General features: G+C 60.4%; 16 protein-coding genes. 8 read left to right on the forward strand and 8 right to left on the reverse strand.

What is annotated here, in order from left to right:
* The 3 genes from EKN06_RS09805 to EKN06_RS09815 all read right to left on the reverse strand — a co-directional run.
* Window positions 1-251, reverse strand: a 251-nt coding sequence (locus tag EKN06_RS09805; RefSeq protein WP_164844026.1) for an acyl-CoA dehydrogenase family protein, incomplete at its 3' end; no start/stop codon positions are given.
* An 81-nt stretch (window positions 252-332) separates the two neighbouring features.
* Entirely contained in the window at window positions 333-1,982 is a 1,650-nt protein-coding gene (locus EKN06_RS09810; RefSeq protein WP_127613016.1) for an AMP-binding protein, read from the reverse strand.
* Window positions 1,983-2,066: 84 nt separating this feature from the next.
* On the reverse strand, window positions 2,067-4,097 hold the full coding sequence (locus EKN06_RS09815; protein ID WP_240654775.1) for a PQQ-dependent dehydrogenase, methanol/ethanol family: 2,031 nt from the start codon (window positions 4,095-4,097) through the stop codon (window positions 2,067-2,069).
* Between the two features lie 70 nt (window positions 4,098-4,167).
* Between EKN06_RS09815 and EKN06_RS09820 the strand changes: the two genes are divergently transcribed.
* From EKN06_RS09820 to EKN06_RS09850, 7 genes are all read left to right on the forward strand, one after another.
* Window positions 4,168-4,377, forward strand: coding sequence for a hypothetical protein (locus EKN06_RS09820; RefSeq protein WP_127612749.1), 210 nt, complete (start codon window positions 4,168-4,170; stop codon window positions 4,375-4,377).
* A 347-nt stretch (window positions 4,378-4,724) separates the two neighbouring features.
* Window positions 4,725-5,516 (forward strand): enoyl-CoA hydratase/isomerase family protein, encoded by a 792-nt coding sequence (locus EKN06_RS09825; protein ID WP_127612750.1) that lies wholly within the window; start codon window positions 4,725-4,727, stop codon window positions 5,514-5,516.
* A gap of 43 nt (window positions 5,517-5,559) precedes the next feature.
* A complete protein-coding gene (locus EKN06_RS09830; protein WP_127612751.1) occupies window positions 5,560-6,459 on the forward strand; it encodes a 3-hydroxyacyl-CoA dehydrogenase NAD-binding domain-containing protein in 900 nt (299 codons plus the stop codon).
* Window positions 6,456-7,655, forward strand: a complete 1,200-nt coding sequence (locus tag EKN06_RS09835; protein WP_127612752.1) for a thiolase family protein — start codon at window positions 6,456-6,458, stop codon at window positions 7,653-7,655. Before EKN06_RS09830 ends, EKN06_RS09835 begins: the two co-directional genes overlap by 4 nt.
* 13 nt (window positions 7,656-7,668) lie before the next feature.
* Window positions 7,669-8,676 carry an aldo/keto reductase gene (locus EKN06_RS09840; protein ID WP_127612753.1) on the forward strand — a complete coding sequence of 336 codons (1,008 nt, stop codon included), beginning with the start codon at window positions 7,669-7,671 and terminating at the stop codon, window positions 8,674-8,676.
* The gene (locus EKN06_RS09845) at window positions 8,673-9,848 is read left to right on the forward strand and encodes an acyl-CoA dehydrogenase family protein (protein WP_127612754.1); all 1,176 of its coding nucleotides are present in this window, start codon (window positions 8,673-8,675) and stop codon (window positions 9,846-9,848) included. Before EKN06_RS09840 ends, EKN06_RS09845 begins: the two co-directional genes overlap by 4 nt.
* A gap of 27 nt (window positions 9,849-9,875) precedes the next feature.
* Entirely contained in the window at window positions 9,876-10,430 is a 555-nt protein-coding gene (locus EKN06_RS09850; RefSeq protein WP_127612755.1) for a nuclear transport factor 2 family protein, read from the forward strand.
* Window positions 10,431-10,434: 4 nt separating this feature from the next.
* Here EKN06_RS09850 and EKN06_RS09855 read toward each other — a convergent pair whose 3' ends face one another.
* From EKN06_RS09855 to EKN06_RS09875, 5 genes are read right to left on the reverse strand one after another with little or no spacing between them, the layout of a single operon-like run.
* Window positions 10,435-11,160: a GntR family transcriptional regulator gene (locus EKN06_RS09855; RefSeq protein WP_127612756.1), complete on the reverse strand. Its 726-nt coding sequence runs from the start codon at window positions 11,158-11,160 to the stop codon at window positions 10,435-10,437.
* A 31-nt stretch (window positions 11,161-11,191) separates the two neighbouring features.
* The gene (locus EKN06_RS09860) at window positions 11,192-12,034 is read right to left on the reverse strand and encodes a hypothetical protein (RefSeq protein ID WP_127612757.1); all 843 of its coding nucleotides are present in this window, start codon (window positions 12,032-12,034) and stop codon (window positions 11,192-11,194) included.
* The gene (locus EKN06_RS09865) at window positions 12,031-13,674 is read right to left on the reverse strand and encodes a GMC family oxidoreductase (protein ID WP_127612758.1); all 1,644 of its coding nucleotides are present in this window, start codon (window positions 13,672-13,674) and stop codon (window positions 12,031-12,033) included. Before EKN06_RS09865 ends, EKN06_RS09860 begins: the two co-directional genes overlap by 4 nt.
* On the reverse strand, window positions 13,667-15,145 hold the full coding sequence (locus EKN06_RS09870; protein ID WP_127612759.1) for an aldehyde dehydrogenase family protein: 1,479 nt from the start codon (window positions 15,143-15,145) through the stop codon (window positions 13,667-13,669). Before EKN06_RS09870 ends, EKN06_RS09865 begins: the two co-directional genes overlap by 8 nt.
* 28 nt (window positions 15,146-15,173) lie before the next feature.
* The gene (locus tag EKN06_RS09875) at window positions 15,174-16,013 is read right to left on the reverse strand and encodes a hypothetical protein (RefSeq protein WP_205693871.1); all 840 of its coding nucleotides are present in this window, start codon (window positions 16,011-16,013) and stop codon (window positions 15,174-15,176) included.
* Window positions 16,014-16,101: 88 nt separating this feature from the next.
* On the opposite strand from EKN06_RS09875, the gene EKN06_RS09880 reads away from it, so the two are divergent.
* Window positions 16,102-17,706, forward strand: a complete 1,605-nt coding sequence (locus tag EKN06_RS09880; RefSeq protein ID WP_127612760.1) for a class I adenylate-forming enzyme family protein — start codon at window positions 16,102-16,104, stop codon at window positions 17,704-17,706.
* Window positions 17,707-17,712 lie beyond the last annotated feature (6 nt).

Below are 17,712 nucleotides of genomic sequence, written 5' to 3' on the forward strand. Positions count from 1 at the left end.
ATGGCCGACGAAATCTTGCCGAATTCCTCCAGCACGATCAGCGCTTCGATATTGCCCATGCCAAGCCCGCCAAGGTCGCTCGACACGTTGATGCCGAGAAAGCCGAGCTCGGCAAAACGCTTCACCAGTTCGCGGCTGGGCGGCTTGTTGTCGCGTTCCAGTTCGGCCGCGATGGCGGGCAGCTCGCCACGGGCGAATTCGCGCGCCGCTTCCTGAAGCTGGCGCTGGTCGTCGGTCAGGTTGAAATTCATGGGTTCTGGTTCCGCGACAGTCTTGAGACGATTTGGCCTGATACGATTTGGCCCGATACAATTTCGAATGCGGAAATGAGGCTACGCACCGCCTTGTGCGGTGGCTACCTGTGCCAGCCTGTCCCACGTTAAATCCGTGATTCCCATTTCACGAAGTTCCTTTTTGCGGACCTTCTCTGTCGCAGTAAGAGGTAGGCCGGACAGAAACTGGACATAGCGGGGCACCATAAAAGCCGGAAGCTCCCGTTCACAGCAGGCGATAATCGCCGCGGCGTCGGGTTCGGCGCCTTCTTGCAGAACGACAAATACCATGACCTCGTCCTCGCCCCCCGCCTCGTCGGCGCGGACGCCGACAACGGCGCAGTCCTGAACCGAAGGGTGTGCTCGTACTCCGGCTTCCACCTCGAACGACGAGATATTTTCACCGCGTCGGCGCAATGAGTCCTTCACTCGATCCGCGAAATAATACCAACCCCGCGCATCGCGGCGCATGCCATCGCCGGTATGAAACCAGAGGTTTCGCCATGCTTCGACCGTCTTCTCCGGCATGCCGAGATATTCCATGCAGATGATGCAATCGGCGCGCGGGCGCACGAGCAATTCACCAACATCGCCATCGGCGACATCGCACCCGGTTTCCGAATCGACAAGACGCACTTCGAACCACTGGTCGACCAGCACTCCCGAAGCTCCGGCCGGTCGAGGCTCGCCCGGCGGGGTCATGAAGACGTTCGAAATCTCGGTCTGCCCGAAACCGTCGACATAGTCCGACACTCCGAACCGTTCGGTAAAGCGCCGACCCAGCTCAGGGTCGAGCGGAGCTGCGTAAATGGTTCGCACCGCGTGCGCTTGATCGTCGGGCGTTTCCGGTTTCGCCAGGATAAACGACATCGTGGCGCCAAGCAGGTTGGTGACGGTCGCACCGCTGCGGACAGCGCGACTGGCCCAGTCGCCTGCGCTGAAACGCGGATAAAGCGCGAGGCCCGCCCCCGCGATGAGCGCGGGATAGACCGAGAGAAATTGCGCATTGCCGTGGAAAAGTGGAAAGCCCGTCATGTAGACGTCATCGGCGGTCAACCGGGTAAGTTGCAGGTCCTCTTCCGCAAAGAAGTAGAACTGCGAATGCGACATCAGAACGCCCTTCGAAACGCCGGTGGTGCCAGACGTCATCAGCACCGCGACCGGATCGGTCGGTTGCACCTTTACGCCCGGATCTTCCACGCGATCGCTCACAAGATCGGTGAAGTCGCGCACCGCTATTCGGTTGAAATCGGGGCAGATGTGGCCCGAACCGTCATCGACCAGGAATATCGTCTGCAAACCCGGCAGGTCGGCTTCGATTTCCCGCACCCGTTCGGCGAGCTGTGCGGTAGTCACCAGAATGCGCGCCTTGGACAGGTTGATCGGATGGGCGAGAAAGCGGCCTTTGTATGCATCGCTGATCGCAACTTCGACGGCGCCGATCTTGGCTAGTCCGAACCACGCGAAAATAAATTCGGCGCAATTGGGCAAAAGCAGACCGACCATGTCGCCCTTGCCGACACCGTGGGTGGCGAAGCCATGCGCCAGGCGGTTGGCCATGGCGTTGGTTTCGGCGAAGCTGAAACTCGGACCGTCGTTCCACGTCAGATAACGGGCACTGCCGCGCACCCGGGCCTGGTGTTCGAGCACCTGTGGCAAGGTCCACTGTTCGCGCGGAAAGGTCGGCTCGAAGTGGGGAAATGTCAGCATTTCTCGCTCATCGTCATTGATCGCCTCAAAGCCCTGGCTGGGTCCGGTTTCGTGACCTGAACTGTGCACCAGGGTCCTGCGCCATCAGTTGCGTTTTGACTGCGTATCGGCGCGATCCGCCCGGGCCATGGCAAGGATGTATTTGCGCACCTGCTCGCGCTGTCCAGCGGAAAGCTCGTCGAACTTCGGCATGCCGCGCGACGCCAGTATTCCATCCTCCAGGACCGAGGCAAGCGCGTCGGGAGACCTCACGACCATCGAGGCGCGCAGGTCGGGTGCCGGGCCAACGGCGACCGCACGCATGCCGTGGCACACAGCGCATCTTTGTGCGTAAATCGGAAAACCGGCATCTTCCGCTGCCGGGTCGGGCGCACCCAATCCTTCAGCGGATATCTCGACCGGGCTCTTGCGCTCGACGGGCAGGCGCACCTTTCCGCCAAGAGCGAATGTCAACACGCGCCGCCGTTGCTTGGCAGGCGTCAGATTATATTTCGCCAGCATCGGTCCGAGATAGGCGCTCGACGTGCCAAGACCGCTGAGCACGGTGACGTACTGCCTGCCTCCTGCGCGGTAGCTGATCGGCGGACCGATGATCGCGGTACCTGCGTCGAACGACCAGACTTTCCTGCCGGTTTCCGCATCGAAGGCATTGAAAGTGCCGTCGACATGCCCCTGGAAGACAAGCCCGCCGCCGGTCGCCAGGACCCCGCCGCTCACGAAACCGGGCGTCTCGACGCGCCAGCGCTGCTTCTGGGTGAGCGGATCGATCGCCACCAACGCGCTGGACGGCTGGTTGTCGAGCGGGAAGCTTGCCGCGATACCGCCGTCGAGCACGTTATCGGGCGGGCGTTGCCACGTTCCCGGATCGATGACCGTCGGATCGAAGACCGTCGACGACTGGATCGCGGGAATATAGGCCAGCGAGGTCTTCGGACTGAACGCCATCGGCATCCAGCTGTGCGCGCCGAAAGTTCCGGGAGCCATCGTAAACGGCCTGTCGGTTGACCGGAGTCCATCGGCCTCGATCGGGCGGCCGGTCTTCATGTCGATGCCGGTGGCCCAGGTGACCGGGACGTATTTCTCGGCCGAGATCAGCTTGCCGTCGGTCCGATCGATTACGTAGAAGAACCCGTTCTTGGGCGCAGTCATCAAGACTTTGCGCAATGTCCCACGGATCGGCAGGTCGGCAAGCTCGATATCCATCGATGCGTTGTAATCCCAGCTTTCGGCCGGGTTCGTCTGATAATGCCAGATATACTTGCCCGTATTCGCGTCGAGCGCGACGATCGAGGACAGGAACAGGTTGTCCCCCTTGCCTTCGGAACGGATGCGGTAATCCCAGGGTGCCCCATTTCCGGTGCCGATGTAGATCCGGTTTAGATCGGCGTCGTAGGTGATGGCGTTCCAGACTGTACCGCCACCCCCATGTTTCCACCATTCGCCCGACCAGGTCCCGGCCGCCATGGCCTGCGCGTCGTCCTCGAACCCGTCTGCAGGGTTGCCCGGAACGGTGTAGAACCGCCACAGCTGCTTGCCGGTCTGCGCGTCATAAGCAGTGACGTAACCGCGTGTCGCGGCCGCGTCGGCACCGCCGTGTCCTATGATCACTTTGCCGTCGAACACGCGCGGGGGGCCAGAAATGAAGCGGTAATCGCCTTCTTCCAGCGTCATCACGCTCCATACCGGTTTCCCGGTCCTGGCGTCGATCGCGATTAAGCGGCCGTCCTGCGTGCCGGTATAGATCATGCCATCCCACCAGGCGACGCCCCGACTGCCCCAGCCCTGCCGCAACCTTCTACCTGCGGCTTCCGCAGCGCCAGGGTCGTACTCCCAGATCATTTTTCCGGTTTGTGCATCGAGCGCCTGGACGTGGCTGTAGCCGCTCGCAAAATAGACAACGTCGTCGATCTCAATCGGTCCCGTCGCACTGTTCTCGTTGGAGACCAAATCGTGGCTCCACGCCAAGCCGAGGCCCCCGACCGTGTCGAGGTCGATCTGCGTCAAAGGACTGTAATGTTGCTCACCATAAGTTCTGCCAAATCCCGGCCAGTCGTCACCGCTGGAATCGTCGGCAAGCTGCGCGATGGCGGAATTCGCCGTAGGCGCCGTGGCCACGGCCGTCGGTTGACAGGATGCCAAGCAGGTGGCGCCCATCGCACACAGCAGGCTGGACCAGGCAAATGGCATGGACAGTCGCGATATGATCCTCTCGGCGATGGACTGCATGTCAGGCATCCGAGCGAGTGGATGGCTGACGGGCGGGAAAAAGCACAAACGCACCGACCCAGTCAGCGACCATCGCCGCGCCGAGCATGCCCGTTCCCAGCAAGATCTGTTTCAAAACAACCCCATCCACTTCGGATCACCCCATCCCGCAGACAAATCGACGGTCTAAGCCCGCAAGCAATGCCGCCATTAATTTAGAATATACGGAAATGTGGCTTTTTGAATACTAAAATCTCTGCCGGCATTGCTGCGTCTCTTGAAACAGGGGTCGCTGCGGTGCAGCGAGCTCGGCTTGGCAGGCTTGCACGAGCGCACCTTTTACCGACTCCCTCCACTCCCATTTCGTTGACACACCCCGCAAGTTGGCCTGAAAACCAGAAACTGCTTGCACCGAGTGGCGCCGTGTATATTTTCGGTGTGTCTGAAGTATATATATTTTCGCAAGAGTTCGATTTCGACGTGATAACCGCAGCATTGCGCGGGTCAGCGTCCGGGGGGAAGGGTTAGATCGGTCCAATGTCCGAAGCGGAGCAACCATTGGTGGTGGCACGGGTGGGGCTCGTCTCCAGGATCACGCTCAATAGGCCAGATGCGATCAATGCTTTCAACGAGCCACTTCGCCAAGCTTTCAAGACAACGGTTCGTCAGCTTGAGGAAGACGAGAACACCCGCGTCATCGTTTTATGCGGGGCGGGCGCGCGCGGCTTTTGCGCTGGCGCGGACGTGAAGGAAGGCCGCCAGATCGGCAGCCCGGTGGCCGAACGGCGCAGGTTGGTTCCCACAAGCTGGATCGAGGTGCTCGACGAATGCACCAAGCCAACAATCGCGGCGGTGCACGGCATCTGTTACGGCGGCGGTCTGGAACTGGCGCTGGCCTGCGACATTCGAATGGCCGCAAGTGATGCAAAATTCGGGCTCACCGAAACGCGCCTGGGTCTGATCCCCGGTGGCGGCGGTACGCAGCGCCTTTCGCGGTTGATCGGTTTGGGTCCGGCCCTCGATCTGGTGCTCACGGCGGACAGGATCGATGCCCAGCGCGCCTATGAACTGGGCCTCGTTACGCGCCTCAGCGCGGACCGTGAGGCGCTTGTGAATGAAGCCATGGCGTTGGCTGCATCGATGGCGGAAAGGCCGCCGGCCGCTCTGGCTTACGCCAAGGAAGCGATGGTTGAAGGGTATTCGACGGATTTACGAAGCGGGCTCAGGCTTGAAAAAGCACTCTTTGCGCTGCTGATGGGTACGCAGGACAGGATCGAAGCTGCAGAAGCGTTCAAAGACAAGCGGCAGCCGGTTTTCAAAGGCCGATGAAGACGGGATTGGGCATGCGCAATGAATACGGGGCGAAACGATAATGCCTGAACGGGAAACGGTGGTAGTCGTGGGCGCTGGCCTGATGGGTGCCGGTATCGCGTACGCTTTCGCGTCGTCGGGCTGCAACGTCATACTCGCCGACAATTCAAGCGCCTCACTCGAAAAAGCGCTCGACACGATCAGCGGTTCGTTCGGCGCAGGGGTGGAGCGAGGCAAGATTACGCCCGAAGCAGCCGAAGCGGGTCTGAACGCTATCACCACCGCCGAAGGGGTCGACGAGCGCGCAAATGCGGCATCGTTGCTGATTGAAACGGCGACTGAAAACCTTGCGGTTAAATGCGAGATAATCGCCGAAGCCGCATCTCGCCTACCGCCTCATGCGGTTATTGCGACGAACACATCGGCGCTTTCGATCAGCGAAATCGCCAACGCCTGTACCGCGCCCGACCGCGTCATTGGCATGCATTTCTTCAATCCGGTGCCTAAAATGAAGCTCGTCGAGATCATTCTCGGTCTGGAGACTTCGTCTGAAACGCTGACCCGAACAATCGAATGGACCGGCCGGATTGGCAAGGATCATATCGTGGTGAACGAAGCGCCCGGCTTCACCACCAGCCGCATGTCGGCATTGATGGGTAATGAGGCGATGTACATGTTGGCCGAGGGGGTCGCGAGCGCAGAAGACATCGACAAATCACTGCGCATGGCCTTCAATCATCCGATGGGACCATTGGAAACCGGCGATCTTACAGGCTGGGATACTCGGCTCAAGGTGCTCGAATACCTCTACGATGTGATGGGCGAACGCTTTCGCCCCTGCCCGCTCATCCGCAAGATGGTGAAGGCGGGGCGGCATGGCCGCAAGACTGGCAAGGGCGTTTATGAATATGACGCGACCGGCATCCGCATCCCCGGTTCGGGACTGAAGGTTTCGCTATGAGCGGTACTGCCAAATCCGCTCTACATGACGTGTACATAGTCGATGCCGTGCGAACCCCCATCGGTCGGTTTCGCGGAGCCTTGGCCAATGTCAGGGCCGACCACCTGGCGGCAGGCCTGCTCAAGTCGCTAGCTGCCCGCAACGACCTTGACCCCAACGACATCGACGACGTCATTTTCGGATGCGTAACGCAAGTCGGGGAGCAATGCGGCAACATTGCGCGCACCGCGTTGCTTTCCGCCGGATGGCCGGAAACGATCCCGGGAATGACCGTCGATCGCAAATGCGGTTCTTCCGAGGCGGCAGTACACACCGGCGCCGCCTTCATCGCGTCAGGCATGGCGAACCTCGTCGTTGCCGGCGGTGCCGAGAGCATGACCCGTGTGCCTATGGGCGGAAACCGCGACGTGCACGGCGAAACATTCGGGTGGCTGCTCAACGATCGTTTCGCTCTTTCATCCCAAGGCGAAGCGGCCGAGCTAATTTCCGACAAATGGGACATCTCGCGCGCAGATCACGACGATTATGCGATGGAAAGCCATCGACGCGCTGCCGCCGCAGCCGATGCCGGGCACTTCGCAAACGAGATCGTCCCGGTCGCCATTTCTGAATTGGCGGAAAAAGGCTCCGATAATTCGCGCAGCACTCTGCGCGATGACGAAACGATCCGGCGCGACACCAACCGGGCCAAGCTAGACACCCTCAAACGTGTTTTTCGCACTGACGACGGAAGGGTTTCAGCCGGAAACGCATCGCAGATCTGCGACGGCGCTGCCATGGTCCTGCTCTCCAGCCGCGAAGAAGCGCAGCGATTGGGCTTGCGCCTGCGCGCCAGAATTGTCGCCACGGCAGTCGTGGGCTCCGATCCCGAACTGATGCTCACCGGTCCGATGCGAGCGACACGTGAAATTCTGGACAAGGTCGGTCTCGCCCTCGAAGACATCGCGCTGTTTGAAGTGAACGAGGCTTTTGCCTCGGTTCCAATCGCCTGGATGAAGGAGCTTGGCGTTCCAGCCGACAAGCTGAACGTGAATGGTGGCGCGATCGCCTTGGGTCATCCCCTGGGCGCGACAGGTGCGCGCCTCATGACCACCATGCTCAACGAACTGGAACGCCGCGGCGCACAGTATGCTTTGCAGGCCATCTGCTGCGCAGGCGGCATGGGTACCGCAACATTGATCGAACGTCTGGACTGACATGGGAAATAAGATGAGAACCCTCGAAATAGGGCGATCTGGCGTAATCTGCTCGACCCTCGGGCTTGGCTGCATGGGGATGAGCGAATTTTATGGCGAAACCGACGATGAAGAATCCCTTCGCACCCTGGCAAGGGCCCTCGAACTTGGCGTCACGCATTATGACACGTCCAACGTTTATGGACGGGGTGCGAATGAACGGCTCGTCGGAAAATTTCTAAGGGGACAACGTGACAAGGTCACGGTCGCCAGCAAGTTCGGCGTGGTCCGTGATCCCGACGGGCCGCTTGGCAGTGTCTATGACCGCGAACTCGATAATTCCCCGAAATACATGCGGCAATGCTGCGAGGAATCGCTTGCACGTTTGGGGACCGACACCATCGATCTCTATTACGTACACCGGGCTGATCCCACGATCGCGATTGAGGAAACCGTCGGTGCGTTGGCTCGCCTGAGGGATGAAGGCAAGATCAGGGCCATTGGCTTATCCGAAGTCGATGCAGCGACGTTGCGCCGCGCGGCGAACGAAACGCAGATCGATGCCCTGCAATCGGAATACTCGTTATGGACCCGTGATGTCGAAGCCGAAGTGCTGCCCACCTGCCGCGAATTGGGCATTACCTTTGTGGCGTACAGCCCGCTTGGTCGTGGTTTCCTGACCGGACAGATCACCAAGGCTGACGACCTTGCCGATGATGACTTCCGACTGACTTCGCCGCGTTTTCAAGGCGAAAATTTCGACCGTAATTTCGCCCTCGTCGACCATGTGCGCGAACTGGCCGCGGCCAGAAACTGCACCGCCGGGCAGATCGCGATTGCCTGGTTGCTGCATCAAGGCGACGATATTCTGCCTATTCCGGGCACCAAGCGTATCCGGTATCTTGAAGAGAATGTCGGCGCCATTGGCGTTACGCTGACAAAGGATGACCTCGATCAGATCGATGCCATACTCCCGCCGGGCGGCGCAGCTGGCGATCGATACGACAAGTCCTTCAAGGGCAATCCGGAGGCAACACGATGAGTGACGTGTTTCTCGATCAGGACTGGTATCTTTTCGACTGGCCATTCTTTGAAAAGTCACACCATGAACTTGCGCAAGAAGCCCGCGATTGGGTCAGTGCGCGCGCCAACCAACCGCATGACGCAGATTTTTCCGCCCATTGCCGATCGATCGTGGCTTCCTTGGGGGATGCGGGCCTGCTCGAAGCGGCGGTGCCCCAACCGGATCAGCCTTTCGATGCACGCTCATTGTGTGTTCTGCGCGAAGTGCTCACGTACGAAGACGCCTTGTATGATGCCCTCTTCGCGATGCAGGGTATCGGCACGCTCGCAATTCGTAACCATGGTACGGCACAGCAGAAGGAACGCTACCTGACGGGCTGCCGCGACGGATCACGCGTCGCCGCCTTTGCTTTGACCGAACCTGACGGTGGATCGGATGTTGCCGCTACTGCGACGATCGCGCGCGAAACCGATGATGGCTGGGTGCTCGATGGGCGAAAAACCCTGATCTCAAATGCCGGCTTCGCGGATCAATACTTGGTGGTTGCGCGCACTGGCGAAGCGCCAGGCGCAAGAGGCCTGTCCGTCTTCATTGTCGATGCGGATGCACCGGGGATCAGTTTTGGCGATCCGATCGAATTCATTGCCGAACACCCCGCAGCGCCGGTTAATTTCGACGAATGCCGCATACCGGCAAACGCCTTGCTGGGCGAGCGGGGCAGGGGGTTTTCGGTGGCCATGGGCGCGTTCGACGTGTTCCGCCCATCCGTCGGCGCTGCAGGCGTCGGTCTTGCCCGTCGAGCGATGGCCGAAGCGTTAGGTCGTGTGCGCAACAGGACCCTGTTCGGCCAGTCGATGGCCGAGCAACAAGGCGTGCAGATGATGATTGCCGATATGGCCAGCGATCTGGATACCGCCGCTCTTGCGGTATATCGCGCAGCATGGATTCACGACATCCGCGGCGATCTGACGCCCTATGTTGCCAGCATGGCAAAGCTTGTAGCCAGTGAGGCAGCGGGCCGGGTCGTCGACAAGGCCGTCCAGTTGTCGGGAGGTGCCGGCGTTACACGCGGCAACCTGGTCGAAAAACTATATCGCGAGGTTCGCGCGATGCGGATCTACGAAGGAGCTTCAGAAGTTCAGAAACTTATCGTCGGTCGCGGAATGCTCAAAGGTAGCGCCCGCCCCTGACGCCAAACCGATGAGAGGTTGCTGGTCATGACAGGCATCGAAAGCCGCTTGGACAGAATTGAATCGCGTTTCGCTATCGAGGAACTTTGCATGCGATACTGCATCGCTTGCGACGATCGCAACGTGGCGATGCTGTCCGATTGCTTTACGCGGGACATTTCGATCGTCGCGTCGAACGGTTCGATGAATGCACAAGGTCGGGATGTGGTCATGGCGATGTACGATCGTCTGTTCCGCGTTCGCGGGCCTGGCTTTCACTGGTCACATGACAGAACGATCACCATCGATGCCGTCGACCCCAACCGTGCCACCGGCCTTATTCTGGCCCATGCCGAAACTTGTCCGGCAGGACGGGTCAGCATTGCCGGCATCCGATATTCCGATCATTACGAACGGCACGAAGGGAAGTGGTTTTTTGCCAGCCGCGTGCTCGATTTCGTATATTACCTGCCGATCCAGGACTATATCGAACGCTTCCCCAAGCGCGACCGCGTCCTCACGCCCGATGGATGGGCGCAAGCTGAATTTCCCGAGGGTGCGGCAAGCTGGTCGCAATGGTACGATGCCGAAGCGAGTCAGTGAGGCATCAGTTCCGGGTGTCGGACAGGGCGCTTTCGCCCATCGAGATGTAGTCGGCCAGCACATCGCCCGAAAGCGTGACATGGCGGCGCATCGCGTCGGATGCACGGTCGCCGTCACCCGCCAGGATCGCAGCCAGGATTTCCTCGTGGAATGACTGATTCTGCTCTGAAAGTCCGGGGCGGGTCAGCTGGAAACGGCGGTAGGCCAGGGTGTGCAAAGCCAGCTTGTTGACGGTTTCGACCAACACGCTGTTGTGGGTTGCCTGCATGATGATCGAATGGAAATGCCGACCATAGCGCGCGTAGTCATTTGCGTTGCCATCCGCCAGCGCCTCGCCCGCCAACTGGTGCACTTTCTGCAGTTCGTCACGTTCGCGAGAATTTATGCGGTCGGCGGCATAGCGCGCGCACAATGCTTCCATTTCAGAAACCGCTTCGTACATATGGACCAAACGGGGCAGGTCCAGCTTTACGACGGTGGGATGTCGCCGTGGTTGCTTGTTGATCAAGCCACCCTGCTGCAGCTGCAACATCGCTTCTCGGATCGGCGTACGAGAGACGTTGAACCGCGCGGCAAGCTCTTCTTCGTCGATCGGACTGCCCGGTTTCAGAACGCCGGACAGGATATCATTCTCTATCGCCTGGCGGATGGCACTGGCTTGCGTGATACGCGCCTTTGGCTTTACCACCGCATTGGCCTGATCATCGACTAACCTATTATTGCTTGCCATCGTGTCTCACTTGTCGCCTTGCGCCAACATATCAATCTTTTGATCGGTCGGCCAACAGTCTTGCCGCCTCCCGCGCCGACATACCCAATTCAACGCCCGCCGCGCGCGCCAGTTTGTTCGCGCCCGTGATGATCCCGTCACGGTAGCTCGAAAGCCCATCTCCCATCGCCGCTAGACGCGCATCGACTGTCGCGCCAGCCAATCCTTCGGCTTCTACGATCTCGAGCCCGGCTCGTCCCGAACCGTCGCGACCGCCACCGCCGTCGGAGCAGATGAAACCATGGGGTGCAATACTTAAAAGATAGGGCACGGCACTTCGCCCGGTATGCCCGGCGGTGACGAGAACGTTGTCGGCGTCCTCGGGCAAACCGAAGGCGATGGAGTCGGTGCAGATGATCTTGCGGCCATTGGTCCCGACATCGACGAGTGCGCGATTGGTCACCTGCGCAGCGGCAGGCTCGCCGGGATCGTTGGCGAGCATCATTTCTGCGGCAACGCTGACGGGCATGCCGGGTCTGACGCCGCAGTCCGCGGCGGGCCGATTGACGAAACTCACGACGCCGCGGTTATACAGATCGACACCGTTGCCCAGTTCTACCGTCATGACATCGGCAACAGCCGCTGGCATATTGAGCGCTTCGAGATACCACAGACCGGCAATCGACGCCCCGCCCGGACCAACTCCGCAATCGACCCCGATAATCCCGCGAGGTGCCTCGGCCCCCAGAAATCTAGCGGGAAGCACACCGCAATATGAGGCGTTGACCACGATGTCGCGATCACGATTTTCGGGCACGACATGGTAAGCGGAATCGCACGCGACGATACGTCCGCGATCCGTTTTCGCCATTTCGGTCTGGAGGCTCCCGATCATCGCGCCGCCACCGCGTCTTCGCGGATGATGTCACTGGCCCGCCAGGCGACAGCCATCGCAGGCGCGCCGGTGTTCTGCGATGTTTGCGTGGGAAACACCGAAATGTCGACGACGCGCAGGCCATCCACACCGCGCACTTTCAGCCGGTCGTCCACTACTGCCATTGCATCGTTGCCCATCCGCGCCGTACCGCACGCATGGTAGCCGGGGCCTGAGTAAGTCGCAAAGGCCTCCAGAATCTCGGCATCGGTTTGCACATCCTTGCCAGGGATCGTTTCCTCCGCGACGATACCGGCAAGCGTGGGATGCTCGATCAAAGCCCGCATTTTTCGGAACATGTGGATCGACACCCGGCGATCATATTCGTCGGTCAGGTAATTCACGCGAATCTCAGGTGCCTCGGCCGGATCGGCTGATCGGGCGTGCACGCTGCCTTGGCTTTGCGGCTGACTGGGGTAGCCCATCAGCTGCATGCCGGGCAGCCGTTCCAATTGCGGCCCCTTCGTCCAACCATCCCACGAACCCAGGTCCATCGAAGTGCGCGAAAAGATCAGGTGGGCATCGGGGTGGGTTGCCTCCGGGTCGCAGGCGACCAGCGCCGCCGCATCGAACCCGGGAAAGGCCATCGGGCCCGACTTAAACGCCAGCCAGCGCGCAACGTTCTTGGCCAGTCTCCATCCCTCGAACTGGCCGTTGAGGCTCCAAGGCTTGAGCAACCGGCGCTGCATGATGATCAGACAGTGCTCGCGCATGTTTTCGCCGACACCTGGACTATCCTGGATGACATCGATGCCGATGTTGGCCAGCCGCGATGCCGAACCGATGCCGGAGAGTTCGAGAACCTGCGGCGTCTGCAGCGCGCCACAGGCCAGGATCACTTCCTTGCCAGCGGCGAAAGTGCGCACGCGATCCCCGGTTCGCACCACGACGCCGGTCGCTTTGCGATTTTCAAACTTGACCCGCTCAACCAGCGTTTCGGCAAGAATTGTGAGATTCCGCCGGCCCTGTGCCGGTCTCAGGAAAGCCTGCGCCGCTGCGGAACGCTTGCCATTGCCGATATTGAAGGGGGTATAGCCGATGCGGTCACCGCCCGGTTCATTGAGATCCGCCACCTCATCCCAACCGCATTCGCGCCCCGCCCGGATGACGGCGTGCATGAGCCGGCTTCGTTCCGGGTTTATCGTCACCTTCACAGGGCCGCCGACGCCGCGAGCTTCGCCTGCGCCGAGGCAGTGGTCTTCCATCTCGCGGAAAATCTTACGGATTTCCGGCCAGCCCCAGCCGCGATTGCCAATCGCCTCCCAGCGGTCATAATCCTCGGGCAATCCGTGGAAATAGAGCATCCCGTTAATCGAACTCGATCCGCCGATCATGCGCCCACGCGACCAGACCTCTCCGCCCGGTTTCGCACCATTATCCGGACCAGTCTGGAAGTAGCGCGCGCGCGCTTCACTCAGCAGCATTTTGGCAAAGCCGCGCGGTATTGCGATCAAGGCATCCTCCTTGTCCGGCCCTGCCTCGATCAAAAGGACACTGACGGCGGGGTCCTCGCTCAACCGCGCCGCGACGACGCATCCTGCTGCGCCGCCGCCGCACACAATGTAATCGAATGTGCCTTCCACCGCGTTGGGATCAGGCATCCAGATAGCTCCCGCTCATCAGGATCTGCTTCTGATCGGTGAATTCGAAAATCCCCTCGGCACCGCATTCGCGGCCCCAGCCGGATTGCTTGAATCCGCCAAACGGTTCGGTCAGCGAAACCCCTGCCGCATTAATGGCCACACCACCTGATTGGATCTTGCGAGCCACATCCATCGCAAGGTCTGCGTCCTGCGTGTAGATGGACGATGCGAGCCCGAACTTGCTGTCGTTTGCAATGGCAATTGCCTCGTCCATGTCGCGATAGGTGATGACCGCCGTGACTGGCCCGAACACTTCTTCCTGAGCGATTTCCATGTCGTTGGTTACATCGTCAAGCAGGGTGGGTTCGTAAAACCAGCCCCGGTTGAGGTGCGCCGGACGGCGGCCACCGGCCACGACCCGTGCGCCCTGCTCTACTGCGCGGTTCACCATGGATTCGGCACGATCACGGCCACGCTTGACGGCGATTGGCCCGCGGTCGACGCTCGGGTCCCAAGGCAGACCGACTTTCAGTCCGCGATAAGCTTCGCCAATGGCTTCGACCACTTCGTCATGCCGTTTTTCGGACACTAGGATCCGCGAAAGGCTGACGCAGACCTGCCCCAGAAATCCACTTGCCCCGGCCACCAGCGTGGGCAGGACGGTATCGAGCGGTGCATCATCGGCAATGATCGCCGGTGATTTTCCGCCCAGTTCCAGGATCGTGCGGGCAAGGCGCGGCGCCGTCCGTTTGACGACGTCTACCGCAATGGCGGTTCCTCCGGTCAGCGCGACCATGTCGACACCTGGATGGCTTACCAGGTGCTGCGTGACAGTCGTCCCTGCAGCAAGCATAGAAACTACGCCTTCGGGCAGTCCTGCTTCCTCGATCGCTTCGGCCACGAGCCGAGAAGTGAGCGGCGATTCAGGGGCCGGCTTGATGATCACGCTACAACCGGCAAGCAAGGCCGGAATGACTTTCATGCCCATCAACACCACAGGGCCATTATAGGTCAGGATGGAAAGCACGACGCCGAGCGGTTCCCGGCGAATGACCGTTCGGCCCATCGGCCCGTCGCGAACTTCTTCGAAAGGCAAGGTCCGCGCCTTTTCGATGGCGTTGCGCCAGACGAGCTTGCCGGCACCCGAGTTGATCATTTCGCCATGCGCGATAGGCGCGCCCGCCTCCAGCATCCAGGCAAGATTCATGGTTGGCAGCCGACTTTCCAACGCATCGGCGAGACGGCTACACGCATCGGCACGCTCATCGATGGTCATCCGCGGCCATGGCCCCTCATCGAACGCCTTTCGCGCGGCGGCGACGGCACGGTCGGCATCCTCGACCGAGGGCATGCGAACGCTGGCAATTACTTCCTCGTCCGCCGGACAGATAACGTCGAGCATCTCTCCACCGGTCGAGGCGACAAAGCGGTTGGCGACGAAGACTTCGTCAAGCCCCGGAATTGCGGGAAGCTCTGGCTTCTGAATCATCTTTACTCTCTCCGGTTATCGCGCCGCCTCAAACGGCTTTTCGATTGACTAGGTAGTGCGCGGCTTCGCGCGCGGGCATCCCCACTGTGACGCCGCAGGCCAACGCGAGGTCGTTCGCCGCGCTGATCGTACCATCGCGATACGTGCTCATACCGTCACCCAATCGTGCGGTGCGCGCGTCCACAGTTGCGCCGGCAATGCCGAGTTCGTTCGTAATGGGCAGCCCTGCGATCCCCGAATTGTTCCGGCCCATGCCACCGTCGGAGCAGATGAAACCGAACGGGCCGACCGTTTCGATGTGACGTGCGCCGCTGCGCCCAGTGTGTCCGGCGGTGACCAACACGTTGCGGCGGTCCTCGTCCGTTCCGAATACGATCGAGTCAGTGACTATGACTTTGCGACCGTCAGGTCCGTCCTCAACAATGGTTCGGTTTGTGACGCCGTAGGCGCCCGGAGTGGCGGGATCGTTTTCAAGCATCAACATGGCGGCTTCGTGAGCGGGCATGCCAATATCCACCCCGCAGTCGCGTGCGGGTCGATTGGCGAAACTGATACGGCCATTGTGGTAAGCGTCGATGCCATCGCCAAGAATGATGGTCATGACGTCGACTGCCGCTGCGGGCACGTTTAGCGCTTCGTAATACCAAAGCCCGGCAATGCCGACCCCTTCGGGACCCACCCCGCCATCGAAGCCGATCACGGCGCGGGGTGCATATTCCATGGCGAGTCGCGCCGGCAGAACGCCAATGTATGATGCCGTCACGGCAACATCGGCACCACGATTGCGCTCATCAAGATCGGCAGCACTATCCATGGCCATTATGGCACCACGGGCCGTGCGCGCCATCTCGTGCTGCAGATCTTTCACGCGCTCTCCGAAAATATATTTGACACCGCAAGTATATATACAGAGATATCTTGGCCAGCAACACTGAAATGGTGGCGGAGAGTATGCGATGAGTTTGGCCGAAGCAGCGCAGTCGTGCGCACACGCAGGTGCCCTGCTCGATCAGCCGGGTCTGCTTTTCAATGACATGATCCGCATCAATGCTCGCCGGTTTCGCGATAAGGCGGCGGTGATCTGTGGGGACGATCAGCTGTCGTGGACCGACTTCCACCGACGCACGAACATGGTCGCAAACGCGTTAATCGGCGAAGGTCTGCGCAAAGGCGACAAAGTTGCGCTGGTGATGAACAGTTCGATCCTGATGTTCGAACTGATCTGGGGCACGGTCAAGGCGGGTGGAGTGATCGTCCCGCTCAATCGCATGATGTCCGGCGACGGACTGGAAGCCACCATCGATAATTGCGACGCACGCTATGTTTTTGCCGATCACGACGCGACCGAGGCGCTCGACCCATTGCGCGAAAGACTCTCGAAGGTCGAGAGCGTTGGATGGTTCGTTCGCGGTCCTGCCACATCGCGGTGGCGCGACGCGGCGGCATTCATCGACCATGCTGAAGAGGATGAGCCAGAAGTCGCCCTGACCATGGCCGATCCGATGAACATCATCTATTCATCCGGCTCTACCGGTTCGCCCAAGGGGATCGAGCACAGCCAGATGGCGCGGCACATCTACACCTTCGGTTTTGGCCCGGGGCTTGAAATGACGCGCTTTTCGGTGCCGATCTGCTCCACGCCCCTTTATACCAACGGCACCTGGATTACGATGCTGCCCGCAGTCTATCTAGGTTCCACGACGGTCCTGCTCACCAAGTTCAGCGCAGATTCCTTTCTCGAAGCAGTGCAGCGCCATGGCTGTACGCACGCCTTTGCGGTGCCAACGCAGTTCATCGTCCTGCTCGAATCCGGTCGGATCGGATCCTATGATACCAGCACCCTGAAAGTATTCATGAGCGGTGGCCAAGCGATCGCGTCCGATACCAAGGCCGGAATTGCCCGCGAATTGCCGCATGTCCGCCTTTACGAATGTTACGGGATTACCGAAGGCTTCAGCACTCTCGCCTCGCCTGAAGACAAGGCGCTTCCCGGCAAGGACAAGACCGTCGGCATGGCGCTTTTCGGCGGCGAACTGGTCATCCTCGACGACGACGGCAACATCCTGCCCCCCGGCGAAGTCGGCGACATCACCGGCTATGGCCCGGCGCTGATGACCGGCTATTATCAGAGCCGGGACGCATCCGAAAAATCGATCTGGCGCGACGCGCGCGGACGGACATTTCTTCGTTCCGGCGATCTCGGTTTCATGGACGAGGACGGCTATCTGTATATTGCCGGTCGCGTGAAGGACATGATCAAGTCCGGCGGCATTAACGTCTACGCCTCCGATATCGAAGAGGTCTTCATGCGTCATCCGGCGGTGGCGGAAGTGGCCGCGATCGGCGTTCCGCATGTGCGCTGGCTCGAAACGCCCCTGCTTCTCGCGATCCTGCGCGATGGCCATGACATCAATGCCGACGAATTGCGCGACTGGGGCAATGCCCAACTCGGAAAGTACCAGCGCGTTTCCGCAGTCGAGTTCCGCACAGAATTTCCCCGCGCAACGCACGACAAGATACTGAAACGCGCACTGCGCGATCCTTACTGGGCCGATGCCTGACGCCCC

It is taken from the genome of Croceicoccus ponticola (genome assembly GCF_004004515.1).
GTDB classification, from domain to species: Bacteria; Pseudomonadota; Alphaproteobacteria; order Sphingomonadales; family Sphingomonadaceae; genus Croceicoccus; species Croceicoccus ponticola.

Bases quoted from the DNA above. Each gene is read 5' to 3' on its own strand.
- EKN06_RS09830 (WP_127612751.1), top strand. From the start codon at position 5,560: ATGCCTGAACGGGAAACGGTGGTAGTCGTGGGCGCTGGCCTGATGGGT.
- EKN06_RS09850 (WP_127612755.1), top strand. From the start codon at position 9,876: ATGACAGGCATCGAAAGCCGCTTGGACAGAATTGAATCGCGTTTCGCT.
- EKN06_RS09870 (WP_127612759.1), bottom strand. From the start codon at position 15,145: ATGATTCAGAAGCCAGAGCTTCCCGCAATTCCGGGGCTTGACGAAGTC.
- EKN06_RS09865 (WP_127612758.1), bottom strand. From the start codon at position 13,674: ATGCCTGATCCCAACGCGGTGGAAGGCACATTCGATTACATTGTGTGC.
- EKN06_RS09840 (WP_127612753.1), top strand. From the start codon at position 7,669: ATGAGAACCCTCGAAATAGGGCGATCTGGCGTAATCTGCTCGACCCTC.
- EKN06_RS09820 (WP_127612749.1), top strand. From the start codon at position 4,168: ATGGACAGTCGCGATATGATCCTCTCGGCGATGGACTGCATGTCAGGC.
- EKN06_RS09810 (WP_127613016.1), bottom strand. From the start codon at position 1,982: ATGCTGACATTTCCCCACTTCGAGCCGACCTTTCCGCGCGAACAGTGG.
- EKN06_RS09860 (WP_127612757.1), bottom strand. From the start codon at position 12,034: ATGATCGGGAGCCTCCAGACCGAAATGGCGAAAACGGATCGCGGACGT.
- EKN06_RS09845 (WP_127612754.1), top strand. From the start codon at position 8,673: ATGAGTGACGTGTTTCTCGATCAGGACTGGTATCTTTTCGACTGGCCA.
- EKN06_RS09880 (WP_127612760.1), top strand. From the start codon at position 16,102: ATGAGTTTGGCCGAAGCAGCGCAGTCGTGCGCACACGCAGGTGCCCTG.
- EKN06_RS09835 (WP_127612752.1), top strand. From the start codon at position 6,456: ATGAGCGGTACTGCCAAATCCGCTCTACATGACGTGTACATAGTCGAT.
- EKN06_RS09825 (WP_127612750.1), top strand. From the start codon at position 4,725: ATGTCCGAAGCGGAGCAACCATTGGTGGTGGCACGGGTGGGGCTCGTC.
- EKN06_RS09855 (WP_127612756.1), bottom strand. From the start codon at position 11,160: ATGGCAAGCAATAATAGGTTAGTCGATGATCAGGCCAATGCGGTGGTA.